Origin of the sequence: Allobosea rubneri (genome assembly GCF_032464875.1) — a bacterium.
GTDB classification, from domain to species: domain Bacteria; phylum Pseudomonadota; class Alphaproteobacteria; order Rhizobiales; family Beijerinckiaceae; genus Allobosea; species Allobosea rubneri.
Genome location: NZ_JAWDID010000033.1, coordinates 1 through 24,035, shown reverse-complemented (window position 1 = coordinate 24,035; position 24,035 = coordinate 1). Strand labels below are relative to the sequence as shown.

The window sequence follows — 24,035 nt, the reverse complement described above, 5'->3', positions numbered from 1 at the left end:
ACATGGCGGCCTTCCGCGACCCGCATGCAGGTGGTGGTCCGCTCAGCCCACTCCCCGATGTCCTGAGCGTGCGCTTTCCTCCTCGGTTCTCGTCATCAGCATCGATGATAGTTCGTCGACCTAGTGGTTCGGCATGAAACGGCGATGATCGTCCCCCGGCAAGGACGAGCTGCATTGCACATTCATGAGCCGATCGTCGGCATATTGGCCGTTCTCGGTTGAGGGTCGTCCAACGGTGGAGTACATTTCGCGAACGAGGAGGCGCGCGGTGCTCTCCCGATATCAGCCTGGTTCAGGATGATGCTCCCCGAAGCCTGCGAAGATCATGGCGTCCCGGGCACGCGAGACGGTGCGCGACAGCGCAAGGTCATCCACATCGACATGGATGCCTTCTATGCAAGCGTCGAGCAAAGGGATCATCCGGAGCTTCGCGGCAGGCCGATTGCCGTCGGTGGATCGCGAGAGCGTGGCGTGGTCGCGGCGGCCAGCTACGAATCCCGTCGGTTCGGCGTTCACTCGGCGATGCCCTCCGTCACGGCGAAGCGCCTGTGCCCGGAGCTGATCTTCGTCAAACCCAGGTTCGACGTCTACCGCGAGGTCTCGCTCCAGATTCGCGAGATCTTCCTGGATTACACTCCTCTAATGGAGCCGCTTTCTCTGGACGAGGCCTATCTCGACGTCACCGAGAATCTCAAGGGTATCGAGTACGCGTCACGGATCGCGAAGGAAATCAGAAAGCGGATCTGGGAGGAGACACATCTGACGGCATCCGGCGGCATCGGGCCCAACAAATTCCTGAGCAAGATGGCCTCCGACATCAACAAGCCGAACGGCCAATATGTCATCACCCCCGAGATGGCGCAGGATTTCGTCGCGGGCCTCAGGGTCGGGAAATTCCATGGCATCGGCGACAAGACCGAACGGAGGATGAACCGCCTCGGCATCTTCACAGGCCTCGATCTCAGATCCAAACCCGCCGACTTCCTGCAACAGCACTTCGGCAAGGCGGGACAGCATTATTACTGGATTGCCCGCGGTGTCGATGAGCGCCCCGTACAGCCCGACCGGATCAGGAAGTCGATCGGGGCGGAGAATACGTTCGCGAGCGATCTCACCGATATGGATGAACTGAGAGCCTGCCTCGACCCGATCATCGAGAAGGTCTGGAGTCACTGCGAACGCACGGGCGTGCGCGGCAGATCCGTAACGTTGAAGGTGAAATATGCGGACTTCCAGCAGATCACGCGAAGCCAGTCCACGCCACGCGAGGTCGGGAGCCGGGAGGACCTCGGAGCCATGACAAAAGCTCTCCTCGAAGGAACGTTTCCGCTGCCGAAGGCCGTTCGACTGCTGGGCGTGACACTGTCGAACCTCCAAAACGATCGCGATGATCCGCCGCTATCGAGCGAACGCCAGCTCTCACTGGGATTGTAAAAGCTGGAGGGTCGATCTCCCGCCGATCCTAGAGACGACGACGCACTACCCACCGCCCGCGTTTCGCAACGGCCGGATGAAGCCGACGTCTATTGGGAACAGGGGGCCCGTCTCCGTCGAAAGCTGCGGCGCCAACCATTTCCCTTCGGCCACGACATAGACCTCGCGCAACACCATCAGTCGAACGGGTCGGGGCGGCGCGGCGCCTCAGCGATTTCCCGCTCGATTGATCGGCGACAGCGGTCGATCCAAAAAATCCTCATCCAGGCCGCGTGTGCTGGCATTGAACGCCCACCGCGCGAATTTCTCCAGAAGCAGACTACGCACCGCCTCAAGCTCGGCAACCCGCCTCTCCAGTTTCAGTATCTTCCGCGAGGATGCACTAAGATGCTTCCCGTCGCCCGGCGTCGGATTGTCATTGTACGCCGAATACGCTGCCTTGATCTCGACATATCGGTTCAGGGCTTGCCGGGTATATCCCGCCTTCGTCTCCCGCTCGACCGCCTCGCAAAGTGCATCCCAGGTCAAACGCCCCTCCCAAGCGCGGATCATCGCGGTGATGCGCTCCACGCGCTCCGCCGTCATCGGTGGAGCGCGTCGACGCTTGATTGGCGAAGCGCGTCGACGTTTGCCGGTGCGCTTGCGAGGCGGAACCTTACTGCTCACTGGCGGGCCCGGAGATCGTGCCCCGGATATCCGATTTCAGATGCAGGAGCGCTCCGGTCGCTGCCTGGTGATCGTACATGGCTTGCTCGACCAGGGAGTATTGTCCCGACTTGGCTAATCGGATGACCGAGCCGTCCGGCGTGCCAGGATCGTCGAGGATCGCAGCGAGTTGCCCGAGCCTGTCGATGGTTGCCCTGTGGGCGTCGACCCAATCCTGCGCTCCCTCGTATTCCTTCGAAAGCGCTTCTTCGGCGTCCTGCAAGCTCTTGCGCGCGCGCTCCAGGGCAAAAGCCACCCTTTCGCGATGGCGAGGATCGGCCCCTTTCACGCAGACCTGCTTGGTGCAATGGAGGCACTCCATAAAATGCAGGCAGGGAGAAGCGGCAAAGTCGTGCTCGCAGAAGCCAAGCTCTGTCGCGTGACCGTGGATCGAGCGACCGGTGACCTCCGCTGGCGAAACGGGCTTGTTGATGGAAGCCCTCTTGCCGGTGATGGCCGCCAACTCGTTGTCCCGTTGCCGCTTTCGTTCCAACCTTTCCTCTTGGGTACGATGGTCGTAGGCGGCATTCTGACGAATGTCCCGGCGCCCGCTCCATGCAGCGATTTCAACCTCCGAGAGGCCTCCTCGCTGTGCGATCGTGTTAAGATAGTGCCGCAACTGATGGGACTGGAAGACTATGGGTTGATCAGCGCTCGACAATCCGAGTCGCGCGAGAATTCCGTCTTCAACGTTGTAGAATCCATATTGGATGTTATAATAATTAACGGCTGAAATCATGCATTTCCATCGAAAATCTCGACGACGAGCAAATTCATTACGCCGGACTACCATCATTGAATTACTATATCGAAGCCCCGTTTTCTTATCAAGAATCGGGAATCCAGAAGGCAGATGAGCCATAATAGCTCTTTCTACGTCAATAAAAGAATAAATATACTCAACGCCACCTCTCGCGCGCTGAATTGATCCAATCCTTTCAACCTTATTTATCTTGGCCCAATCTGAACCATACCTACACCCTACTATGTTAGATATGTCATCTGTTGTTAAATCAGCGCCCCGCAAATGAGCGTATTCGCTTTGCAAATAAACGCTCCCTGGATTTTCCTCGTACCATAACGAAATTGCGCGCGCCTCGTCAGTATGCTTTTTGAGCCGAGCAACCGCTTCAACGGCGACATCGGCCATCACTGCGGGGATCGCCTTCGCGAAATCAGGGTGACCTTTCGATCCCGCCCATCGAAGCAAGCAGCCATCGTCATTTTCCGTAAGAGGTTCGATCACGCAATCTGATCGCAGCGTGAGAATCTCGTTGATACGACTTGGCGCGCACGACAGCAGGGCCACAACCGATGTAGCGATCACATCTCGTGGTTCCCTGGCTAAGCGAAATGCCTCTGGAAGAGCGCGCAGCGCGTCAACCGAAGGCAATAGCGCCTCGCGCCGCTCTGCCGCGATCTTACTGGTCCGAGATGTCCTATCCAGCCACTCTAGCCGATGCCGCCAGTCGATGGGCGCGTAGAGAGCAAGTTGTTTTTCTCGGAGGAATCTCGAAAAGCGCGCCAGGCAAACTCCAATCTCTGCCGCAAAGTTTCCGGGATTTCTCTGATTGGCCAGCATCACAGCGCGGTCGAGAATATGTGTGTCCAGCGAACAGAGATTCGGCTCGACCGCCATGTCCTTGAAGGCGTCCAGCAGAGCGCGAAACGCAATTACATCGTGCTGCGGCGGTGTACTCTTGGCCTTCAACCCCGCGTTATACCGCACGTATGCCTTCACCTGCATTGCAAATGGTTCTGGCATGGGCGCCCCAAGCTCGCCCGCCCTAGGTCGATGCTCGACGAAGTTCAGATTAAGGCGATGGTGGTGGCCTCGCCGCTCATAATGGCTCGAGACATCCCATATTGCGGCGTCATAATCGAGATCGATCCCGAACACCGTGAGTTTCTCGCGGCAAAGGCGGACGAACGCCGCCATGTTCGTTGCGGCGTCTAAGTTCGCCTTTGGCACGAAGGTTATGATCTCAGCCATGGCATTCGCCTCCCAACACAGAGGCAGCAGCAGCGCACTGGCGAACTACTTCAGCGCACGCAAGAATCGTTTCGTCCAAAACGGCTGCGACGATCAACGAACCATCGGCAGCCATTCTGCCTCGCCGCAGCAAGAGGTGATCCAGCATTGCCTCGTGCGGACCGTCGAGCCACGGATGAAATAGCCTGCAAGTGTAGCAAGCCGTTGGCTTGCCAAGACCACAGAAGCCATGCTTACCGCACCCACCAATTTCCGCGGAACGGGCATCCTCGCCAAAGGAGCCGAAAACGCGCCGCTCAATTCCGTGCGCCCCGTCATCATTTCGTAACGCAAGAACTCCGGAGAACCGCTGCGCCATCGGCGCCAGGAGCATCGCAACTTTCCGATCCAACTGACGGATCAAATCTGAACGCATCTCTACGTACAGCATCGCCGCCTTCAGCGTGGAATGGTCGAGAATGGCGGCTATCTCAGCGACTGATCGCCCGTCCTGCGCTGCTCGCGTGCCCGCAGTCCGTCGGGCTCGCGACGCTGTAACGTTGATGGAGCACCCGGTTCGCTCCGACTTGACATCCAACGACTCCATTACGTCCTTGATGCGCGCCGCGATCGAGGCAGCAGACGGTCTTGCAGGTACTTCATCGCTCTCGAAATGAATCGATCTTGGATGTCGGGCTGGAAATAAGGGCGCCTGGTCGGGATCGAGCATCCCCGAGTTGCGTGCTCGTTCGCGGACCAACGAAGCTTGGGCTTCGATCACCATACCGATCTCCTCAACCAGCGGTCTCTCGGTGAACTGAGTTCGGTAGCCCCCACCTCGCTGCTTCGCCCTCGGCACGGAAAGAATGTAATCCTTCCCGGAAGCGCCAAGCCTAATCTTCAGATCTTTCACCAAGAGACTAGCGATTTGAATAGGACGTGGGGTGATCGCCATGCTCAGCAGGCAAAGCGCGTACTTTTCGATGCTCACTTCTGCGCTTGAGAAAGCGGCATGGAGAGCTCGATTCAATCCATCAAATTCCAGGTTGGAGTAGGCGCCGTGTATTGGGCACCGGAGACGCACAGCCCTCCCCTTCGGTAGGCTGTGCCTTGGCATCTCCGCCGCTGTGACGAACGCCTGCTGACTTACTCCTGGCAAGCCGAGTCTCGCCCATGCTCGAACGACATCATTCGCGCCAGTTGAGCGATAGAGTTGATTGGGCGCGAGTGCTGCCTGGTAGTTTATGAGGTGGATCGATGACACCTCGACGGCCTGGTCATCGTAGCTGGAGATATGGCGAAGCAGACGCTGTCCAAATTCATAATAAAGCTTCACGGAAGATGTGTTCTCACCACGAAGCTTTGTCAAAACAAAACGCTTGAAACAGGTTTTCAGTGCTTTCGTAACGTTCAGTTCCCCGAAGTGGAAAATGCTACTCTTGGTATCGGTTACAATGCGCCAGTCATCCTTCCTCGGTTGGAAGAGGTATCCGTCGCGAGTTTGCGCGCTCTCCGGAAGATCATAACTCGCATGGCGACCTAGCTCGTGAGGGGTCGGATCAGACACGCGGCGACCTCGGCGTAGCGATATCTTCGGCATTTGGTCGGGCATCACATCCGACCCCGGTGCAGTCGGTATTCATACGGGGGGCACCGGGGCACACGGTTACGCCCGAGGCGCGGCGACTCGAACCGACGGCTCTCACTTCCGCCCCCGCTCGTTCGCAAGATGGAGCAGTTCGTCGCGCCTGAGCTCCAGCAGGTGCGCATCGTCCACCCACACGAATGGCGGACACGAATGGCACGCCCCGGGAGGCTCGCGGGTTGATGCCTCCTCGCCGGGATCCACCTCAGGCCGAGGCATCGCGCAGGTTCCCGCTCCCTCCCTCCCCATCACACCGCTCCGTCACAAAAAAGGTTACATCACCAAAGATGGCGATCAGCGGTGACCCAATGCACGCTTAATGTCAACATTCGGCCGACCAGACGACGCTCTATACTCATGACCCGATGAATCCTTAAATTATATCTTCCTCCCCGCACCCTCGACTAGCTGCAATAATTCTTATGCATAGTTGCCTTAGATCGCGCACAACGTCGAATGAATCCTTCTAGTAAGGGATTCAATCCTTCTTCCTCGTGGCGATTGCCCACGCTGACCGTCCGGCCGGATCCCGCTTGCGAATCCTTGATCGGCGGACCGACCGACGTCGATGGGTCGGCCGACATCCTTCTCGAGGCGCCATAAAATGGCACCCCCGCCATGCATTGGCCGCAGGACCCCGGCGTGCATCTTGACATGCTGCGAGAAGATGTTCCTATTTTGTTCTTTTGATAGGGACACTTCCAATGCAGATCTCGCCCGCCGTTGTTGGACCGCCGCTGTTCCTGCCGGTCTACCGGAAGGCGGTGCGAGCGGGCTTCCCTTCGCCCGCCGATGACTACCTCGACGTGCCGATCGACCTGTCCCGGGAACTGATCCGGAACGCGCCGGCCACCTTCATCATGACGGTCGCGGGCGACAGCGCCATCGACGTCGGGATCTTCGACGGCTCGTTGATCACGGTCGATCGCAGCTTGAAGCCGCGCGACGGCGACGCCGTGGTGGTCGACGTCAATGGCGAGCGGTCGGTCAAGATATTCAGGTCCACCGGGAGCCGATCAAGTCTCGCGTTCGGCAACCGGCGCTATCCCGACTATGACCCCGGCCCGGATGCCGATATCGAGATCTTCGGCGTCGTGACCAACACGGTGCGGCGCTTCAGGCGATGACGCGGTCGTTCGCCCTAATCGACGGCAATTCGTTTTACTGCTCGTGCGAGCGCGTGTTCGACCCGAAGCTGAAGGGGCGGCCTGTCATCGTACTGTCCAACAATGACGGCTGCGCGGTGGCGAGGACGGCCGAGGCCAAGGCGCTCGGGATCAGGATGGGCGCGCCGATGTTCTCGATCCGTGAGCTCTGCCGGCGCGAGGGGGTCGTCGTCTTCTCCTCGAATTACACGCTCTACGGCGACATGAGCCGCCGCATGAACACCGTCTACCAGTCCTTCGCCTCCGACATCGAGGTCTACTCGATCGACGAGAGCTTTCTCGACTTCACCCCTGTCGCTCCGGAGAGGCGCGAAGAACTCGGCCGGGATCTGCGCTCGACGGTCTCGGCATGGACCGGCGTCCCGACCTGCGTCGGCATCGGGCCGACGAAGACCCTGGCGAAGCTCGCCAACAGGATCGCCAAGAGCACGCCTCAGTTGCGCGGGATCTGCGACCTGACCAGCGACGAGGCCCAGCGCGAGTGGCTTCCCCTCGTTGCACTGGAGGACGTCTGGGGCATCGGGCGGGCCAGCCAGGCGAAGCTGGGCGCCTTCGGATGCGAGACGGCCGCCGACGTCGCCGCGCTCGATCCGAAGCTCGCCAGGAAGACGCTGACCGTTGTCGGCGAACGCATCATCCATGAGTTGCGCGGTCAGCCCTGCATCGACCTCGAGGCGGTGGCGCCGACCCGAAAGGGTTGCGCCGTCACCCGCTCTTTCGCCGGACGCGTCGAGACGCTGGAGATGATGCAGGAGGCCATCGCCGCCCATGCCACCCGGCTCGGCGAGAAGCTCCGCCGCCATGGCCTCGCCACCGATCACGTCACGGTCTTCTTCCACACCTCGCCCTTCAACAAGGGTCCATCGCGATCGGTCTCGACCACCGTCGATTTCCCGGAGGCGAGCAACGACACGCTGGTGCTGGTGCGCGCCGCCAAATGGGGCGCGAGACGGATCTGGAAGCCCGGCTACGCCTACGCCAAGGCAGGCCTGATGACGGTGGACATCGTCCCGCTGGAGAATTCGCAGCGCGCCCTTATGGGCGGCCTGGACCGCGAAAAGAGCGGCCGCCTGATGGCGGCGCTCGACGCCTGCAACCAGCGCCACGGGCGCGGCGTTGTCTTCCCGGCGGCGGCAGGGATCGCGCGCCAACGCAAGGCATGGGTCACGAAATTCGAGATGCGCTCGCCGCGATACACGACGAGGCTGGACGAGGTGCCGGTGGTAGGCCGGGCGTGAGTTCACGCGCGCACCCCACGACGCCAGACGGCCGCTACTTCGTCGTCGCGGGCCGCCTGTGGCGATCCACGAACCCGGCCATCCCGGAAGAACGTCGTCATCACCTCGTCGCCGAGCTCATGCAGGCTCGGCGAGCCGTCAAGGATGCCAAGCGTGGAAGCGCTGACCTTCGGCTCGCCCGCGAACGCATCGATGCCGCCAAGGTCGCATTGGGAGAGCGCGGCCCCGTCTGGTGGGACGACGGCGCGCCGGATCTGAACCGCCACATGGCCAAGAACACGCCCTACGCGGAATGGGCGGGAGCACTGAAAAAATGCGCGACCGAGGATTAGATGGGAGTGTGGCGGGGTCCCGGTCACAGGATGCCTCCATGTCAACACGGCATGTGAACGTCACGACGCGCGTCGGCACGGAAGGACCTCATCGGGTCGACTGCCGCTCGATCCCGGCTCGCTCAACGAGCGCCTGTTCGACATCGGGGTGTGGCTGATCGAGCGCGAAATTCCGCATCAGGCCCGCATCCTGATGGAGCCGGAGCACGAAAGGCTGCGGGTGAGCTTCCCGGATCTTGAGGACGCCAAGGCGTTCCGGGAGCGCTTCGGACCGCGGCTGAACTCGTAACGGAACGGAACCGTCAGCTCACCGTTGACTCGGCGTTTCGTTGAGTCAGTTGGGTGGAGTTCGGCATGGCCAGGCGCATGCTGCGAGCCGGTGCCGGCGGGCACGTCGCGCAAAGCCCCATCGTCACGCGGCGCCCGAGTCGCCGCCAAGCAACCCTCCAATTCGACCCGATGCCGGATCGAATCGAACCCTGCCTGGTGCTGCTCGCGCCCAGGGCCCCGGGCGGATTGGAATGGGCGTTCGAGGTCAAATGGGATGGCTATCGGCTCGCGATCCACGTCGATCGCGGCAAGGTACGCATACTGACGCGTGGTGGTCACGACTGGACGAGCCGTTTCCCGACGATCACTCATGATGCCCTGGAGATGGGTTTCGAAAGCGCGATCATCGACGGCGAGGCGGTGGTGCTCGATGAGCGCGGGGCATCCGACTTCGGTGCCTTGCAGCGGGCGCTGGGTGGTCGTGGTGGGAGGAAGTCCGCAGCCGCGGCGATCCTCTACGCCTTCGACCTTCTCTATCTCGACAGCCGCGACCTGCGCGCGCTCATGCTCGACGAGCGGCGCGACCTGTTGATGACGGCGATCAAGCCTCATACCTCTATCCGGATGAGCGAGGAACTCGACGCGGACGGAGCCGCCTTTCTGAAGCTCGCCTGCGAACTCGGTCTGGAGGGCATCATCGCCAAGCGCCGGGACGCGCCCTACCGATCCGGCCGGGGCGGAGACTGGCTCAAGATCAAGTGCGTCCAGTCCGAGACCTTCCTCATCCTCGGCTACGAGCCATCATCGGTGGCGTTGGGCGGGATCGGTCGCTTGCTGCTGGCGGCTCGTTGCGGCGACGGACTGGCCTATGTCGGCAGCGTCGGTACGGGGTTCACCACCAAGACGGCTTCAGATCTCAGGAAGCTGCTGCAATCCTTTGAGACTGAGAAGCCCGCGATCCCGCTGAAGACGAAAGGCATGGTCTGGGTGCAGCCCATCCTACCCGCGGAGGTCGCATTCCGCGGTTGGACCAATGACGGCAGCGGGTTAGGGACCTGCCGATCACGCCAGAGAAGCTGATCTAGGCGACCGAACATGCAAGCACGGACGCTGTCGAGCCGGAGGCGATCGCGGGTCGGCAGCTCGTCGTTTCCCCTCGCTTGGACCAGATCGATCAGGTCTGGTTCAGAACGGAAGACTGGAACTCAGAACGGTAAAATTTGGAGAGATCCGGACCATTATAGAGATTTACGACAAGCGCCCGGTCAATTGTCGGTCATTCTGTCAAAAATGCCCCCAAAACAGAGCTCGTCCGAACTCGATTCTTTACACTTTGCAATGAAGGAATCTCGAAGCTGCGGCGGAGGCAGGCCGGTGGGGATCTCACAAGCGCACGCGTGCACCTCGCCGACGTCCGGGGGCTCCGGGAAGAAGCTTCATTCGCAGCGCGCGGCGACCCGAGAAAGCCCCTCCAAAATCGTCGACCGAGCGGCTCCGTTGTTCAGCCTCGCCTAGCGGCGTTGGAGTCGACAAGCTCTGGGCCCCTCTTTCGCCGCTGCTGGAGGCTTGCGAAGAAAATGCAGGCATCACCTCCAGTGATGCGCTTCCCTTCGAGCAGTTCCTCCGCCGCGTGCTCCACCGCGCCGGGGTGGTCCTCGACGAGTGAGCGCGCCCTAACCATTTGCTCCGCAAGAACGATTTCGACCCTCTCGCGAATGGCTTGTGATGTATGGAGCAATCGAAGCAGCTCCGGCTCTCCGTCACCCGCCAGGAAAGCCAGCCCGTCGCCGAGCCCGTATGACGCTTCGAGCCGCAACGCAGCCAGGGTTGCCAGATGGAGGTCGCTTCCGCGAGTTCCCCCGGCTCCAATAGAACGATTGCCCAGGATGGCCTCTTCCGCAGCTATGCCAGCCAGCAGAAAGCAAATCTCGTCGAGGAGGCTCTGGACGGTGATCTCGGCGATCGGCGTCTTGCCGATCCGGACAACCCCCAATGATTGATGCCCGCCAGCCGGAATTTCTTTGGCCCGGATCTCGGCAAACTCGAACGGCTTCTCCAACGCGACGGCGGCAACCACATGACCGGCCTCATGGACGGCTGCACGGCGCAACATCGCGTCGGGAATGGAGACTGTCGGCGGAAGCGTTGCCTCGAGATCAGAGACGGAGACCATCCGTCGAGCCCGACGGGCCGATCGGCGGGCGTCACGAACGAGTTGCTCCAAGGCAGCGCCGCTCCAGCCTTCGGTCCGGCCTACGGTGACGGAAAGATCGTCGTTTTGTAGAGCCCCAGCCAGATGCCAACGGATAATGCCCTCGCGAGCCGGACCATCGGGTAGTAGAATCCGTATATGGCGATCGAGGCGTCCAGGCCGAACGAGAGCGGCATCCAATCTTTCCGGATAATTGCACGCGCCTACGACAATCACGCCCTCCCGCCGTTCGGCGCCATCGATGCATTCAAGGAGAGCTGCCACCTCCTTATTGTGGTATTGGCTGTTGTATTCGTTGCTGAATTTCTCCCTGTCTCCAGCGGCGTCGACCTCGTCGATAAAGATAATGGACGGCGCGTTCTTACGCGCTTCGTCGAAAGCGGCCCTCATCGCCCGGAGATATTCGCCAAGATGGCCGTGCGCTTGCCAGCGTGCCAGTGACCCTAGAACGAGATGCACGCCGCAGCTTGCCGCTAGAGCCTTTGCTAAGGTCGTCTTGCCGGTCCCGGTCGGGCCGCTGATTAGAATCCCCTTATCGATGTCCTCCCACCCGATCTTGCCCTCACGCCAGTCATTTAGATCTTGGGCGAGATCAAGCGCCCAGCTCCCGGCCTCGCCTAGGCCATGCAGATTCTCGATGCGGAGTTCCCGATCCTTGACCGGGGTGCGGTTCTTCAGAACCTCCCTCATACAATCTAGAGATTGAGACACGGGCCTGGTCCGCCACAGCATCGAACCGACGAGATCCAGAGGCATGGCAGCAAGCTCCTCGGCCTGCACCACACTCATCCGCCGCTTAAGGCAGACGCGACTGGCCGCCATGAGGTGCCGGACCTGAGGGCGGTCCAACTTCACCACGTCGTCGATTGCCGCCATTACCGCGTTCGGAACCTCGGCCACATCTTTCGCAAGAATGACAAGGCAATCGTGCTTCAGAAGGTCGTCCTGAGTGGCCTCTTTTCGCTCCTTTCGCCAGTGATCGGGGGCGACCACGATCTTCGCGTTGTCGCCAAAATCGAAGCCGCCGAACCGATCAGGTTTCGAAAACGCGAAGTTGGTTGCATGCCGGTAGTCCTCGACGTCGGCATCGTCTGGGACGATCAGGACGAGTGCGAGGGTACCGCCGCGGCGCAGATACGGCCGGCAACCACGGATCGTCGCGCAATAAGCCAAGAGGCGGCCAGCGCTGCGGATAATGTTGGCGCGGTCCCGCAAGACTCTGCCATTCCGTTTTCTCATCGGACTGGACCCCGGTTAGCGACAATTGCGAAATGGAGAGACTTCGACGACGAGGCTCGGATTGAACTCCGGGTTCTCGCGTCCTCCTCCGCGGTGCGGATAGCCGGCTTGGTTCGAAAGGATACGCGTCTGGCCGACCCAATAGTCGTGGGAGGCGTGATCGTGACCATGGATCCAGAGCTCGGGTCTATATTGCTCAATGACCTCGGTGAGGTCGGAGGCGAAAGCAGGCGACAGCGCGTCCCCCCGGTATCGGGGTTGAACGGAGCCAGGGTGAGGAGCGTGGTGCGTGACCACGACCGTACTCCCTCCGAATGGCTTCCGGAGGTTCTCCACGATGAAGTTCAGATCCTGGGCATGGAGCGCGGCGGCGTGCGGAGGCAGGAAGCGCCTCCGTCGTCCATCTTCGACCACCTCGATTAGGCGGTGATCGTTCATTCTCAGGAGCGCCGCGAGTCGCGCCTCTTCTGCGTCTCCCAGAAGGGCGTAGTCGGTCCAGAGCGTGCAGCCGATGAAGCGTGTATCGCCGACGACGACCATTCCCGGCGCCAACATGTCGATTCCGGCCCGCTGGGCCAAGATCTCGCCCGTGCTCAAGGATTCAGCGAGCTCTGCTCGATAGAACTCGTGGTTCCCCGGCACGAAGACGACCGGTCTCCCCTTGAGCGGGCCGCTCCGTTGCCGATCGATCCACGCAATCGCGTCCGCGATCGGTCGCCCGATGTCGCCGGCGAATACGGCGACATCGAAATCCTCGATGTCATCGGGAAGTTCGAAGGGGCCGAATTCAAGATGAATGTCGGATAGGACGAGAAGACGCATGCATCATTCCTATTGGCCGCGTCGGGTGCGAAACGCGCGCGACGATGAGTTGGAAGCCGGAGGTAATTTTCTCGGCTCCCTCGATGGATCTCGTTGAGCGGAAACTTCAGCCGCCGGACGTCGACTTGATGTGCGTGCCGAGCCGATACCAGCGAGACCGTGTTCTCGCCCAACCGCGCTCTCCGTCGATCACGACGAGGTCGGAGGTAACGACCCTGCGCCCCGATCCCGCCAGCAGCGGATGTCCGGAGACCTCGCCGACGAGGCAATAGGCGGGCCTTGACGTCACCAGCCATCGATCAAGCATCGGCGCCGTCGCGAGTTCGGCGCTGGCCGGAGCTTTCGTTGCGCAGAACAACTTGAGGTCGGCGACGAGACGCGTCAGCCGTTCGATCTCGAGTTCAAGCCCTGCCCGCCGTTCCGCCCAAGCCAAATCTATTGGATCCATCGGAATGCCGTTCCTGCTAGATTCACCCGGGAACTCGACTAGCGAACTGCCCGTCGCGCTCGGCACGACGTAAGCAATGATCGTCCGGGCGTGCGCGAGCATCGGCACCTATTGAGCGCCCATGAACTTGCCTCAACGTGATCCCCGAGAACCGCGCCTCCTCCTCCTCGCTCGCTAAGGAGAGGGATTCGCCATCCGCGAAAACATGCACGAGCAATGGCTTCAGGCAGAGCTCGACCATCCCATGTGCCAGCAGCAAGCCGATTGTCATTCGGCCAACGGCGCAACCAGATCTGGCCAAAACCAAGAGTTCCATGACGCGTCCTCAACCGTGATTCGGGGCATGTCTCCGATCAGGTTTGAATCCCGCATACCTAAATGTCCCGATCAGGACAATTCAATTCTTGCATGGGCAAGGTTTTCCTGTTTGGGACAAATTGTTGACAAGCTGGATTCCAAGGCGGTCGCGTGCCATTCCACCGAGATGGTTGCGACTGCTAAGCTGTTGAGAGCGGCCAGGATTGCGCTCGGGCTCAGCCTCGACGAGCTCGCGGCGGAAGCAGGGATCGATCGCAGGACCGTGAGCCGGGTAGAGGGTCGTGGCGACGACCAGCGTCCGCTCGGAAGCGCTATCGCCGTCGAGCGCGCGCTCGAACGGAAGGGCATCGTCTTTCTAAAGGCTACTGCGAACGAAGGGGCTGGATTTCGCTTGCCAACCGAGCCCCCAACCCGATCGGCGCTTTAATCTCTGCTCCACCTTGGGTTGAGAGCATAACATCGAAATCAATGAGCGGTTCTGCTGGCAAACACACCAACAGCGACGCGATCGGCGTCACGGTCCTGCTTCTGAGGATCAGGGTAGCCCACTAGGCCGATCTGGGTATGGCTCGCCGTTGGAGAGTTTCCTCCTGCGACGAGCGGATCGGCGACCTGCTCGTGGTAGCAGCAAAACGCGCTCCTGATCGTCGCGCTCCAAGCCTTGGGCCTGGTCATCGATGAAGATCCTGCCGTCCTTGATCTCGACGGCGATGATTTCATTGAACATTTCACCCTCCCCAGCCTCGGCACGCCTAGCCGCGCTCCCCGGCTGTTGCCAACTCGCATCTTGACTTGGCAGAGGGCAATGTTCCTATTTTGTTCCTTCAAATAGGAGCCCGTTCCGATGCACATGTCGCCCGCCGTCTTGGGACCACCGATCTTTCTGCCGGTCTACCTGAAGGCAGTGCGGGCGGGATTCCCCTCGCCGGCGGACGACTACCTCGACGTCCCGATCGATCTATCCCGGGCGCTGATCCAGAACGCCCCGGCCACCTTCATCATGACGGTCGCGGGCGACAGCGCGATCGATGTCGGGATCTTCGACGGCTCATTGATCACGGTCGATCGCAGCTTGAAGCCGCGTGACGGCGACGCCGTTGTCGTCGACGTCAACGGCGAGCGTTCGATCAAGATCTTCAAGTCCACCGCGGGCCGATCAAGTCTCGCGTTCGGCAACCGGCGCTATCCCGACTACGACCCCGGGCCGGACGCCGAGATCGAGATCTTCGGCGTCGTGACCAACACGGTGCGGCGCTTCCGGAGATGACCCGCTCGTTCGCTCTGATCGACGGCAACAGCTTCTACTGTTCCTGCGAGCGGGTCTTTGATCCGAAACTGAAGGGGCGGCCCGTCATCGTGCTGTCCAACAACGATGGCTGCGCGGTCGCCCGGACGGCCGAGGCCAAGGCGCTAGGCATCCGGATGGTGCGCCGATGTTCACGATCCGCGAACTCTGCAAGCGCGAGGGCGTCGTCGTCTTCTCATCGAACTACACGCTGTACGGGGACATGAGCCGCCGCATGAACACGGTGTACCAGGGATTCGCGCCTGACATCGAGATCTACTCGATCGACGAGAGCTTCCTCGACCTGACGCCGGTCGTCCCGGAGCAACGCGAGGAACTCGGTCGAGACCTGCGATCGACGGTGTCAACCTGGACGGGTGTCCCGACCTGCGTCGGCATCGGACCGACGAAGACGCTCGCCAAGCTCGCCAACAAGATCGCCAAGAGTACGCCGCAACTCCGCGGCGTCTGCGACCTGACCAGCGAAGAGGCGAGGCGCGAGTGGCTGCCGCTCGTCGCGCTGGAGGACGTATGGGGCATTGGCCGTGCCAGTCAGGCCAAGCTGGGCGCATTCGGCTGCCAGACGGCCGCCGACGTCTCCGCGCTGGATCCCAAGCTCGCCCGGAAGACGTTGACGGTCGTCGGTGAGCGGATCATCCATGAGCTTCGCGGCCAGCCCTGCCTCGACCTCGAGGCCGTGGCGCCGACCCGGAAGGGTTGCGCCGTTACCCGATCCTTCTCCGGGCGAGTAGACAACTTGGAGATGATGCAGGAAGCCATCGCCGCCCATGCCACACGGCTCGGCGAGAAGCTCCGGCACCATGGCCTCGCGACCGACCACGTCACAGTCTTCTTCCACACCTCGCCCTTCGACAACGGCCCGTCTCGGTCGGTCTCGGTCACCGTCGATTTCCCGGAGGCGAGCAACGACACCCTTGTGCTAGTGCGCGCTGCGAAGTGGGGCGCGAGGCGGATCTGGAAGTCGGGCTATCTCTACGCCAAGGCCGGGCTGATGACCGTCGACATCGTGCCGCCGGAGAACTCTCAGCGCGCCCTGATCGGCGCCCTCGATCGCGACAAGAGCGGCCGCCTCATGGAGGCTTTGGATGCTTGCAACCAGAAGCACGGACGTGGCGTTGTCTTCCCAGCGGCGGCGGGGATCGCCCGCCAGCGCAAGGCATGGACCGCCAAATTCGAGATGCGGTCGCCAAGATACACGACACGGTTGGATGAGGTGCCGGTTGCGGGGCAGGCGCGAGTTCGCGTGAGCGCCCGGCGATGCTCGACCGCCTGCATTTCGTTGTCGCCGGCCGCTGGATGGCTGCGTAGACGAAGCAGGTCCCCCGCCAGCCGAATTGCTCGACAAGTTTCAGGGCGGAGACGAATTCGTCCCAGTCATTTGTCGTTGAGGACAGGGAAACACGGAACGATCTCGCGCAGTGGCGGGCGCCGCCTTACATCGCTTGTCGGCAACGCTTGTCCTGAGCGGCGCATCCCGAACGCTGAACGCCAGAGGCCATTCTGAAGCCACGGATGGTCAGAAGAGACTCGGGTGATTATCTATACTCACCAGCGGGGATCCTATGTCGATAGCAGTAACGCAATCCTTGGAATTCGACATCACGGACGAGCTCACGAGCCGCCCGATCGGATCAGCCGACCATCTCAAGGAAAAGCAATACATCCAGGATCTGGCACTCCGGCTGGGCGAGGCTCCGGAAGAGGTGCTGCCGCGTTTCGTCGAGATCGCGATGCGCATGTCGGGAGCCAACTCCGCGGGCTTAAGCCTGTACGAACCCGAACCCGCGCCCGGCGTGTTCCGCTGGCACCATCTAATCGGCGAGCTCGCCCGCTTCAATAATGCCACGACGCCCCGCAACAACAGCCCTTGCGGGATCACACTCGATCGGACCGGTCCCGTGCTGATGCAGCATGTCGAGCGCGTTTATGACTGGGTGGCTGAAGCCGGGATCGTTGTCCCGGAAGTGCTGCTCGTTCCGCTCTTCGTCGGGCGCACGGAACCTGTTGGCACGCTCTGGATCGTTTCCAACAGCGTTGGCCACTTCCACAGCGGGCACGCGAGGGTGGCCGGAGATCTGGCGTCGTTCGTCGGGACCGTTCTGCGTGTCCAGCGATCCGAGGAAGAACTCAAACGTGCGCTCGAGGCACAGGAAACCGTCTCCCGAGAGATGAGCCATCGGGTGAAAACCTCTTCGCGCTGGTCAACACGATGATCCGGTTCGGGGCCAAAAGCGCTCGCGACAAAGATGATTTTTCCCAGACGCTGACGGGCCGCATGCTGGCGCTCGCCAGCGCCCACGAGATGGTCATGACCAAGGACAAAGTCGACGCTGCGGATCTTGATCACGTCATCCGCTCGATCGTCGAACCCCATGAGCACGACGCCGGGACACGGTTCCTGTTGAACGGAACGACGATGTCGGTCCGACCGCAATCGATCAGCGGGCTGGCGCTGGTCATCAACGAACTCGCCACCAACGCGATCAAGTACGGTGCCTTGGCATCCGAAGAGGGGCAGGTTTCGATCTCGTGGGATACGGAGGACGACGCGCTCAATGTGCGTTGGGAAGAACGCGGGGGCGCCGCGATCGAAGCCGTCCCCGAGCGCATCGGCTTCGGCAGCCGTCTGCTGGACACGACAATCGTGCGCCAGTTTGGCGGCACTCTTTCGCACGACTGGCGACGGGAAGGCGTGGTCGTGTCGATCAAGCTGCCGCTGACAGCAATCCTAGGCTAGGTGGCTGCGCGCCGGGCGGCTTCGAGCTCGGCCGGGCGATAGGGCTTCGCGATGAAAGGGACGTGCTCGGGCAGGTCGCCCGCCACGTTTAATCCGCCCGGAGACCACGATAATGTGGACGGGAGGCCAACGTCCGGGATGGCAAAGACCAGCTCGTCCCGTTAGCCGAACCGGGCATTTCGACATCCGTCGTTACGATGCTGATCCCGGCATGCTGCTCAAGGTCAGCGATCGCCGCCTCGGCGTCAGCGGCCTCGATCGCGTCGAAGTCCGGCGGGCTCCACCAGCCGCGGAGTCTTAGGCAGAACCCGAGTTCCCGTCGTCGGCTTCACGACGCGCCTTGGAGGCCCGCTTGCAGAAATCACGCCTGATGACGACCAGATCCTCCTCGTCCATCTCTTCCAGATCGAGGAGTTCCTCGCGCGCTCCTTCCAGCCGGATGATGAGTTCGTCGAGCTTGATCTGCATCGCGGCCGTATCGCGGTTCTGGCTGTTCTGGATGATGAACACCATCAGGAAGGTGATGATGGTCGTCGAGGTGTTGATGACGAGCTGCCATGTATCGTTGAAGCCGAAGATGGGCCCTGAAACCGCCCAGACGACGATCAGGCCGACCGCGACGAAGAAGGTGAGCGGCTTTCCGGTCCAGCTTGATACCGACTGCGCAACCCGCGTGAACAAGGACACCTTGCTGTCCTTGTGAATGATGTGTTCGTAACTCGACATGATGTCACCTCGAGAGCAATTTGAAGGCTTCGTCCGCACATCATTGGAACCGCCCGCTCACTGGGCGAGTTCCCATTGCGAGCGTCGGAGCAACCGCATGAATTGGTTCGACGAGTTATCGACCGGGTGCGCCAGGTTCGCCGGGCGACCCGCGATGCTGCTGATCGCTTTGGCATTGTCGCTAGCTGGAGCCGTGGCCTTCTTATCAGGAAGCGACCACTTTCTCGGAGGCGCCAGCTTGGCAATCAGCACCGTGACCCTTCTGCTTCTGCCGATCCTACAAGCGACGCAGAACCGCGACGGAGCGGCATTGCAGGCGAAAATCGACGAGCTCATCCGCGCGCATGAAGGCGCCCGCAATTCGTTGATCGGGGTCGAGGCGCGCAGCGACGAGGAGATCGAAAAGGCGCGATGCTCCGAGGAAAAACATTCCGGCTGAGGCTCGGGCTACTGCCAGCGGAACCTCGATCCGAAGGCGGCGTTAGATCGGTTTCACCTAACCGGAGGCGCGATCCATGGCCAGCGAACCAAAGACGCTCAACGATCTCTTCATCGACACCCTCAAGGACATCTACTACGCCGAAAAACAGATCCTGAAGGCGTTACCAAAGATGGCGAAGGCCGCGTCGTCACCTGACCTCAAGGCCGCCTTCGAGAAGCACCGCGACGAGACCGAGACGCATGTCGAACGTCTCACCCAGGTCTTCGAGATCGCCGGCAAGGCTCCGCGCGGCAAGACCTGCGACGCCATCCTGGGCATCATCGAGGAAGGCAAGGAGATCATGGAGGACTACGCAGATAGCCCAGCTCTTGATGCGGGATTGGTCGCTTCGGCGCAGGCCGTCGAGCACTACGAAATGACCCGCTACGGCACGTTGAAGACCTGGGCGGCGCAGCTCGGCCTCAAGGATGCCGCTGACTTGCTGGATCAGACGCTCCAGGAGGAGGAGACGACCGACCAGCTTCTGACCAAGCTAGGCGTTGCAATGATCAACAAGAGCGCGCAGGGCAAGGCTGCCTGAGGCCGAACGCGCGTCGGCTCTTAAGGAGCCGGCGCGCCGTCCCGGGGAGGAAGAGATGGGCGAGCAAATGCCGTCGCTCACCGATCGCACCATCCACCTCTGCGTGGATATGCAGAGACTCTTCGCTCCGGGAGGCCCTTGGGCCACGCCATGGATGACGCGTGTCCTTCCTCAATGCGTTGCCCTCGCGGAGGCACGCCCGCTGGCGACCCTCTTCACACGCTTCGTCACGCCAGCCTCGCCGGAGGAGACCATCGGCGCATGGCGCGACTTCTATCGCCGCTGGCCGGAGACGACCCGTGAACGGCTGGACCCCGCGCTCATCGAACTCGTCCCGGAACTGGCCCGCTTCACGCCCCCGGCCCCCGTATTCGACAAGCCCGTCTACTCGGCCTTCACTAGCAGCAAGCTGCTCGCATACCTCCGGGCGCGCTCCATCGACACCGTCGTGTTGTCCGGTGCCGAGACTGATGTCTGCGTTCTTTCCACCGCGCTGGGAGCCGTCGACCACGGCTTCCGCGTCGTGATCGCGACCGACGCCGTGTGCAGCTTCTCTGACGCCGGACACGACAGCCTGCTGGCGCTCTTCCGGGAACGCTTCAGTCAGCAAATCTCGGCAGTCACGGTCGGAGAGATCATCGGCCGTTGGCATCCCTGATCCAGACCGTCTAGGCCGCGGTGTACCTCGGAAGCATCTCCGACCGATCGGCGCGGCCTGGAATTTCCGTAACGCGTGCCCGCCTCGGAAAACTAAAGCCGGTGTAGCGCTTCGATCTTGGCGACGACGTAGTCAAAGGTCGCAGCATCTTCCATCAGCGCCATATTGATATCCCCGCTCTTGAGAGATTTGAGCATCTCTTCCTTGCAGTCGGCGGCGAACGCCGAACCTCCGCGCGTTCCGATATACCACATTGCGAAGTCGATGCAGAGGTACATGGTGCTGAGCACGATGTTGATCTTCTCCAGGTCCGTCGCGTCGATGCCCCTGCGATTTCCGCCATTGAACATGGGAGCCTCCCTTGTGCCCCCCGTGGTGGAACGGTCCAGCTCACCCACTGTTCCGCGCAGTCGGAAAAGACCTTCCGCTTGGTCAAGTGCCAAGGGCGCCGCGAACCTACCGGAACGGCTGGGCCCTATGATTTGCGTGCCATCTGCCGACGAACGCGCTCGAGCAACGAGCTCCAAACGGTTTCTTCGGATGGAGCGGCTTGCTCTGTTTCGGCCCCCACTAAAGCTGTTGCATTTCGCAAGGCGCGCTTCTTGCTCATTCGAGCCCGAAAGGCTTCACGCCTCCGATAGTAGGCCGTCGAGCGCATTTTCATCGCCATCTGCCCCTTGCCCCAAAGGGCAAGCTAGTCGACCCGGAACCTCCGGTCTTTAGCATTTGACAATCCACCGGCGGTTTGAAGCCGGCCAGCTCAGCGTTGCCAGGTGTCGCGATCAGACATTCTTTCCCCGTTTCATAATTATCAGTTTTCAACGCCAATTCTCGACGCTCTCTCTTAGGCAATCGACCGGACTACCCAGGGGTTGCTTTGCGGCACATCAGAAGAGCGCATAATCGCTCTCGATATCACTTTGGCGATCGAGCTCGCCCCCCAAATCGGGGCTCTCAGAGAGTTACGAACTCTGGGAGCCATCATCTGATTCATCGTCACGGGAATGAGAGTGGCTCCGGGATGGTAGCCGGAGCCATCGCCAAGCTAGGCCGCCTTGGCTTGAACCTACTTATTGATCTTCACCGGCGCCTGATCGGGCCTGCGGAGCCTAGCCCACGTGCAGGCGCTCTCTCCTTGCGCGGGCTCCCTTCCCTGCGTCATTCGATGTAACTGACGCCGTCGTTCACCCGAAGGACAACACCGCGAGAATCCCGAGGATGAGAGCAAGGGTGACCAGCCATAGCGATGCGGCAAGCGACATGGGCGGGACTCGATAAAAAATCGGCGGCTGACAACGCGGGTTTCTCAAGAGAGTTCCGCTGCGTCAAACTGTGCGTCCCCGAAGACCTCGCCTTGGATTCGAACCTGGGATTTGAGGACTATGCAACCTCTGCGTAGCCATTCCGCCACGAGGGCGAAGAGAACGCGACCGCGGCTCATGCCGCGAACGCAGCAGCTCCGGCGAATGCCCGGCTCCACCATGCGCTCGATAATTGCAGTTGGTAAAGGCTGCTCGATAGAGGTGTCGGTCAACCGATCCCAAGTGGAACTTTTTACAAGGATTCTAAGTTTGTTCGGTAACTGGGGAGCAACTGGAGTTCTGATCATGAAGAGGATCATTCTTGCTGCCGCTATCGCCTTGGCGCCCATGGCGGTCTTCGCTCAGAATCCCTCTGGCGCCCAGGGTGGTGCGGCCGGCGGTGCGGCTGCTGGCGCGGTGGGTGGAGCGGTCGTTGGCGGCCCGGTCGGCGCAGTCGTCGGTGGCGTTGGCGGCGCCGTCGTCGGAGGCATCATTGGCGACAACACGCCGCGCTTCAAAACCTATGTCACCGAGCAGCGCGTCCCGTCCTATACCTACAGTGAAGAAGTTCGGGTCGGCGCCGTCCTGCCCGAGCGCGGCGTGACCTACCACGCGGTGCCGGCCGAGTATGGCGTGAAGGATTACCGCTATACCGTCGTTAACAACCGCACGGTCCTGGTCGAGCCGAAGACCCGCAAGATCGTCCAGGTCATCGAGTAAGCAGGGCAAGCCAAAAACAAAGGCCCGGTCTCGCTCACGCGGGGCCGGGCTTTTTTCGTTAGCGCGGAACGGAACCGCCCGCTCCATCGTGCGTTTCGGACGATGGCGCTCATGCCGCTTCCGAGCGCCAAGCCTGCCGCCTGTCTCAATTGCCGGGGAAGGCGGCAGGCGTTCTGTGTCGCGTTGGGTGGCGTGTCATGGAAGCAGATCGCGTAGAGGCCATAGCCAGGGCGCTTTGCCGGTCGGCCGGCTTCGACCCTGATGCAGTTCTTCCTCCTGAACTCGATTATGCGTTGATGTCGCCCGCTCGAAGTCCACTGCCCGCGTGGCAGCGGTTCCGGAGGGCCGCGGAGGTGTATTACGACGCGCGGGTTTTCGAGCTTGCGTCACGGTCGATAAAACCACCTGCGCGGTTATCCTGAGGCTAGGACTGGCGGTCACCGGCTGTCTTCACCGCGATGACGCGCTTCATAGACTTCGATCGCCAAGCTACCCTGCGGACCGTTGGGACGGAATTGTAGCCGGTGTTTCCGCATTAGCTGAAGCGCTACGGCTTCAGATGGCATGACCCGCGGCTGACGATTTCAACGGCGCGGAGCACGTTATCGAGGCTCTCGAACGTATGTGAGGCGACTTCGCGCAGGGCGCTGCCTGATTGTCCTACCGGGGCAAAACGGAACAAGCGGGGGCCGAGTTGGTCGATATGTCCGGCAGGCCGTCCCAAGAGGTCGGTAAGTACCCAATGGCCGGGCGCAGTCCTAGAAACGTCGAAGTCCATCATCGGCCCTCCGCTCGATGCCAATGCGGAACAGGCAGCGAAGTTGCATGGCGCCCGATGACCTTCTGCAAAGCCGCCTTCGATCTAGCACCGGCAAGCGGGGTCTGAATTCTTCTCGGGTCGGATTGGTCGGAGGTGCCTGTGCCCCTATACCGGTTTGTCGTGAATGATGGACGTCATCTTGATCTGGCTGACGCCATTGAACACCCCCAGCGACATCGTCGCCGTGAAGGACGCTCACCGAGCTCTTGCCGAGCTGGTTGCTGATCTGCCGGCTGGCGCTCGCGCCGAATACCGCATTGCTGTCGAGGACGCTGCGGGGACAATCATCTATCAGGCCTCGTTGACATTTCGAGGCGAGACAGCCGCCGATATAAAGGCACGAGGTGTGGACGGCGGATCGACCAAGTAATCGCCCGCGCTCCGCCGACTGCGGCGCTTCGCCGCCGGCCAGCTTTCACTGTTGAAGTGACGCAACGGTCCGATCGTAGACGCCCTGGTCCTTTCCAGCCAGGCGGCTAAAATCTGGACCGCGCTGATTGTCACCGGCGGAATGCTAGGCGTCGCCGCAGTGACTTGGTGGGCCTCCCGGCGCTGGCCCCTATAGGCATGCGCGGCCTCTTGAAAACGAGGCGAACTGTCATCTTATTATGGCCGCAATCTCAAACAGTGCCCTAGGAAGGAGGAGAGTACCATGCCGTTCAGTTCGTTGAGTGATCCGGTCGTAATTGCACGGGCGTTGTCGGCTTCGGAGGCCGCATGGGCAAGGGTCAAAGACGAGCAGATTATGATGTTTGGCTCGGAGGAGGCCGAGCAAACACGTCTCAAATTCATCGTGGCGTCCTTGGCGCCCCTCGCTCTAGGCTCAGGACTCATTGATCAGATCCAGAAGATGACGGCTGCGGCGATGCAGATGGCTGAGAAGAAGGTGTGGGCGCATCGGTCGTAGCGGGTTGCGATGCGCCGCCAGTCTTTGAGCTTGGCGA

24 protein-coding genes and 2 pseudogenes are annotated in these 24,035 nt (G+C 61.2%); 16 read left to right on the top strand and 10 right to left on the bottom strand.

Annotated elements, in window-relative coordinates:
- Positions 1 to 300: 300 nt before the first annotated feature.
- Positions 301 to 1,434: a DNA polymerase IV gene (gene dinB / locus RKE40_RS19440; protein ID WP_316019871.1), complete on the top strand. Its 1,134-nt coding sequence runs from the start codon at positions 301 to 303 to the stop codon at positions 1,432 to 1,434.
- Between the two features lie 207 nt (positions 1,435 to 1,641).
- Here dinB and RKE40_RS19435 read toward each other — a convergent pair whose 3' ends face one another.
- The 3 genes from RKE40_RS19435 to RKE40_RS19425 form a co-directional block, all read right to left on the bottom strand.
- The gene (locus tag RKE40_RS19435; protein WP_316019870.1) at positions 1,642 to 2,004 is read right to left on the bottom strand and encodes a hypothetical protein; all 363 of its coding nucleotides are present in this window, start codon (positions 2,002 to 2,004) and stop codon (positions 1,642 to 1,644) included.
- An 85-nt stretch (positions 2,005 to 2,089) separates the two neighbouring features.
- Positions 2,090 to 4,132, bottom strand: coding sequence for a hypothetical protein (locus RKE40_RS19430; protein WP_316019869.1), 2,043 nt, complete (start codon positions 4,130 to 4,132; stop codon positions 2,090 to 2,092).
- Entirely contained in the window at positions 4,125 to 5,678 is a 1,554-nt protein-coding gene (locus RKE40_RS19425; protein WP_316019868.1) for a site-specific integrase, read from the bottom strand. The genes RKE40_RS19430 and RKE40_RS19425 overlap by 8 nt, the downstream gene beginning before the upstream one ends.
- A gap of 782 nt (positions 5,679 to 6,460) precedes the next feature.
- Between RKE40_RS19425 and RKE40_RS19420 the strand changes: the two genes are divergently transcribed.
- From RKE40_RS19420 to ligD, 5 genes are all read left to right on the top strand, one after another.
- Entirely contained in the window at positions 6,461 to 6,883 is a 423-nt protein-coding gene (locus tag RKE40_RS19420; protein WP_316019867.1) for a LexA family protein, read from the top strand.
- Positions 6,880 to 8,160 (top strand): Y-family DNA polymerase, encoded by a 1,281-nt coding sequence (locus tag RKE40_RS19415; protein WP_316019866.1) that lies wholly within the window; start codon positions 6,880 to 6,882, stop codon positions 8,158 to 8,160. The genes RKE40_RS19420 and RKE40_RS19415 overlap by 4 nt, the downstream gene beginning before the upstream one ends.
- Entirely contained in the window at positions 8,157 to 8,492 is a 336-nt protein-coding gene (locus tag RKE40_RS19410; RefSeq protein ID WP_316019865.1) for a hypothetical protein, read from the top strand. The genes RKE40_RS19415 and RKE40_RS19410 overlap by 4 nt, the downstream gene beginning before the upstream one ends.
- 148 nt (positions 8,493 to 8,640) lie before the next feature.
- Positions 8,641 to 8,781, top strand: a complete 141-nt coding sequence (locus RKE40_RS19405) for a hypothetical protein (protein WP_316019864.1) — start codon at positions 8,641 to 8,643, stop codon at positions 8,779 to 8,781.
- 65 nt (positions 8,782 to 8,846) lie between these two features.
- Positions 8,847 to 9,842: a non-homologous end-joining DNA ligase gene (gene ligD / locus RKE40_RS19400; RefSeq protein WP_316019863.1), complete on the top strand. Its 996-nt coding sequence runs from the start codon at positions 8,847 to 8,849 to the stop codon at positions 9,840 to 9,842.
- A 421-nt stretch (positions 9,843 to 10,263) separates the two neighbouring features.
- Here the strand turns inward: ligD and RKE40_RS19395 are convergent, their stop codons facing one another.
- The 3 genes from RKE40_RS19395 to RKE40_RS19385 form a co-directional block, all read right to left on the bottom strand.
- Positions 10,264 to 12,189 carry an AAA family ATPase gene (locus RKE40_RS19395; protein ID WP_316019862.1) on the bottom strand — a complete coding sequence of 642 codons (1,926 nt, stop codon included), beginning with the start codon at positions 12,187 to 12,189 and terminating at the stop codon, positions 10,264 to 10,266.
- Between the two features lie 39 nt (positions 12,190 to 12,228).
- A complete protein-coding gene (locus RKE40_RS19390) occupies positions 12,229 to 13,035 on the bottom strand; it encodes a metallophosphoesterase (RefSeq protein ID WP_316019861.1) in 807 nt (268 codons plus the stop codon).
- Between the two features lie 106 nt (positions 13,036 to 13,141).
- Complete coding sequence (locus tag RKE40_RS19385) at positions 13,142 to 13,585, bottom strand: DUF6634 family protein (protein WP_316019903.1); 444 nt, start codon at positions 13,583 to 13,585, stop codon at positions 13,142 to 13,144.
- 103 nt (positions 13,586 to 13,688) lie between these two features.
- Here RKE40_RS19385 and RKE40_RS19380 point away from each other — a divergent pair, with 103 nt between their 5' ends.
- Positions 13,689 to 14,228, top strand: coding sequence for a helix-turn-helix domain-containing protein (locus RKE40_RS19380; RefSeq protein ID WP_316019860.1), 540 nt, complete (start codon positions 13,689 to 13,691; stop codon positions 14,226 to 14,228).
- A gap of 108 nt (positions 14,229 to 14,336) precedes the next feature.
- On the opposite strand, the gene RKE40_RS19375 is transcribed toward RKE40_RS19380, so the two are convergent.
- Positions 14,337 to 14,528: a hypothetical protein gene (locus RKE40_RS19375; protein ID WP_316019859.1), complete on the bottom strand. Its 192-nt coding sequence runs from the start codon at positions 14,526 to 14,528 to the stop codon at positions 14,337 to 14,339.
- Between the two features lie 117 nt (positions 14,529 to 14,645).
- Between RKE40_RS19375 and RKE40_RS19370 the strand changes: the two genes are divergently transcribed.
- The 4 genes and pseudogenes from RKE40_RS19370 (at position 14,646) to RKE40_RS19355 (ending at position 17,844) form a co-directional block, all read left to right on the top strand.
- On the top strand, positions 14,646 to 15,068 hold the full coding sequence (locus RKE40_RS19370) for a LexA family protein (RefSeq protein ID WP_316019858.1): 423 nt from the start codon (positions 14,646 to 14,648) through the stop codon (positions 15,066 to 15,068).
- Positions 15,065 to 16,332, top strand: a pseudogene (locus RKE40_RS19365) (Y-family DNA polymerase); the annotation flags it as partial. The gene RKE40_RS19370 and the pseudogene RKE40_RS19365, both read left to right, overlap by 4 nt.
- Positions 16,333 to 16,693: 361 nt before the next feature.
- On the top strand, positions 16,694 to 17,320 hold the full coding sequence (locus RKE40_RS19360) for a GAF domain-containing protein (RefSeq protein WP_316019857.1): 627 nt from the start codon (positions 16,694 to 16,696) through the stop codon (positions 17,318 to 17,320).
- Complete coding sequence (locus tag RKE40_RS19355; protein WP_316019856.1) at positions 17,317 to 17,844, top strand: HWE histidine kinase domain-containing protein; 528 nt, start codon at positions 17,317 to 17,319, stop codon at positions 17,842 to 17,844. Before RKE40_RS19360 ends, RKE40_RS19355 begins: the two co-directional genes overlap by 4 nt.
- A gap of 297 nt (positions 17,845 to 18,141) precedes the next feature.
- Here RKE40_RS19355 and RKE40_RS19350 read toward each other — a convergent pair whose 3' ends face one another.
- Positions 18,142 to 18,570, bottom strand: coding sequence for a low affinity iron permease family protein (locus RKE40_RS19350; protein ID WP_316019855.1), 429 nt, complete (start codon positions 18,568 to 18,570; stop codon positions 18,142 to 18,144).
- 97 nt (positions 18,571 to 18,667) lie between these two features.
- Between RKE40_RS19350 and RKE40_RS19345 the strand changes: the two genes are divergently transcribed.
- From RKE40_RS19345 to RKE40_RS19335, 3 genes are all read left to right on the top strand, one after another.
- Positions 18,668 to 19,009: a low affinity iron permease family protein gene (locus RKE40_RS19345; RefSeq protein ID WP_316019854.1), complete on the top strand. Its 342-nt coding sequence runs from the start codon at positions 18,668 to 18,670 to the stop codon at positions 19,007 to 19,009.
- Between the two features lie 76 nt (positions 19,010 to 19,085).
- Positions 19,086 to 19,592 carry a YciE/YciF ferroxidase family protein gene (locus tag RKE40_RS19340; protein ID WP_316019853.1) on the top strand — a complete coding sequence of 169 codons (507 nt, stop codon included), beginning with the start codon at positions 19,086 to 19,088 and terminating at the stop codon, positions 19,590 to 19,592.
- 55 nt (positions 19,593 to 19,647) lie between these two features.
- On the top strand, positions 19,648 to 20,250 hold the full coding sequence (locus RKE40_RS19335; RefSeq protein WP_316019852.1) for a cysteine hydrolase family protein: 603 nt from the start codon (positions 19,648 to 19,650) through the stop codon (positions 20,248 to 20,250).
- Positions 20,251 to 20,342: 92 nt separating this feature from the next.
- Here the strand turns inward: RKE40_RS19335 and RKE40_RS19330 are convergent, their stop codons facing one another.
- Entirely contained in the window at positions 20,343 to 20,600 is a 258-nt protein-coding gene (locus RKE40_RS19330) for a hypothetical protein (RefSeq protein WP_316019851.1), read from the bottom strand.
- 1,254 nt (positions 20,601 to 21,854) lie between these two features.
- Here RKE40_RS19330 and RKE40_RS19325 point away from each other — a divergent pair.
- Both RKE40_RS19325 and RKE40_RS19320 read left to right on the top strand, forming a co-directional pair.
- Entirely contained in the window at positions 21,855 to 22,271 is a 417-nt protein-coding gene (locus tag RKE40_RS19325) for a DUF1236 domain-containing protein (protein ID WP_066476425.1), read from the top strand.
- Between the two features lie 944 nt (positions 22,272 to 23,215).
- Positions 23,216 to 23,461 (top strand): DUF6894 family protein, encoded by a 246-nt coding sequence (locus RKE40_RS19320; protein ID WP_316019850.1) that lies wholly within the window; start codon positions 23,216 to 23,218, stop codon positions 23,459 to 23,461.
- Positions 23,462 to 23,928: 467 nt separating this feature from the next.
- Here the strand turns inward: RKE40_RS19320 and RKE40_RS19315 are convergent.
- Positions 23,929 to 24,035: pseudogene (locus tag RKE40_RS19315) on the bottom strand (IS5/IS1182 family transposase); the annotation flags it as partial.

Bases quoted from the DNA above. Each gene is read 5' to 3' on its own strand.
- RKE40_RS19420 (WP_316019867.1), top strand. From the start codon at position 6,461: ATGCAGATCTCGCCCGCCGTTGTTGGACCGCCGCTGTTCCTGCCGGTC.
- RKE40_RS19330 (WP_316019851.1), bottom strand. From the start codon at position 20,600: ATGTTCAATGGCGGAAATCGCAGGGGCATCGACGCGACGGACCTGGAG.
- RKE40_RS19380 (WP_316019860.1), top strand. From the start codon at position 13,689: ATGCACGAGCAATGGCTTCAGGCAGAGCTCGACCATCCCATGTGCCAG.
- RKE40_RS19350 (WP_316019855.1), bottom strand. From the start codon at position 18,570: ATGTCGAGTTACGAACACATCATTCACAAGGACAGCAAGGTGTCCTTG.
- dinB (WP_316019871.1), top strand. From the start codon at position 301: ATGCTCCCCGAAGCCTGCGAAGATCATGGCGTCCCGGGCACGCGAGAC.
- RKE40_RS19385 (WP_316019903.1), bottom strand. From the start codon at position 13,585: ATGCTCGCGCACGCCCGGACGATCATTGCTTACGTCGTGCCGAGCGCG.
- RKE40_RS19415 (WP_316019866.1), top strand. From the start codon at position 6,880: ATGACGCGGTCGTTCGCCCTAATCGACGGCAATTCGTTTTACTGCTCG.
- RKE40_RS19345 (WP_316019854.1), top strand. From the start codon at position 18,668: ATGAATTGGTTCGACGAGTTATCGACCGGGTGCGCCAGGTTCGCCGGG.
- RKE40_RS19340 (WP_316019853.1), top strand. From the start codon at position 19,086: ATGGCCAGCGAACCAAAGACGCTCAACGATCTCTTCATCGACACCCTC.
- RKE40_RS19430 (WP_316019869.1), bottom strand. From the start codon at position 4,132: ATGGCTGAGATCATAACCTTCGTGCCAAAGGCGAACTTAGACGCCGCA.
- ligD (WP_316019863.1), top strand. From the start codon at position 8,847: ATGGCCAGGCGCATGCTGCGAGCCGGTGCCGGCGGGCACGTCGCGCAA.
- RKE40_RS19355 (WP_316019856.1), top strand. From the start codon at position 17,317: ATGATCCGGTTCGGGGCCAAAAGCGCTCGCGACAAAGATGATTTTTCC.
- RKE40_RS19390 (WP_316019861.1), bottom strand. From the start codon at position 13,035: ATGCGTCTTCTCGTCCTATCCGACATTCATCTTGAATTCGGCCCCTTC.
- RKE40_RS19335 (WP_316019852.1), top strand. From the start codon at position 19,648: ATGGGCGAGCAAATGCCGTCGCTCACCGATCGCACCATCCACCTCTGC.
- RKE40_RS19370 (WP_316019858.1), top strand. From the start codon at position 14,646: ATGCACATGTCGCCCGCCGTCTTGGGACCACCGATCTTTCTGCCGGTC.
- RKE40_RS19375 (WP_316019859.1), bottom strand. From the start codon at position 14,528: ATGTTCAATGAAATCATCGCCGTCGAGATCAAGGACGGCAGGATCTTC.
- RKE40_RS19320 (WP_316019850.1), top strand. From the start codon at position 23,216: ATGATGGACGTCATCTTGATCTGGCTGACGCCATTGAACACCCCCAGC.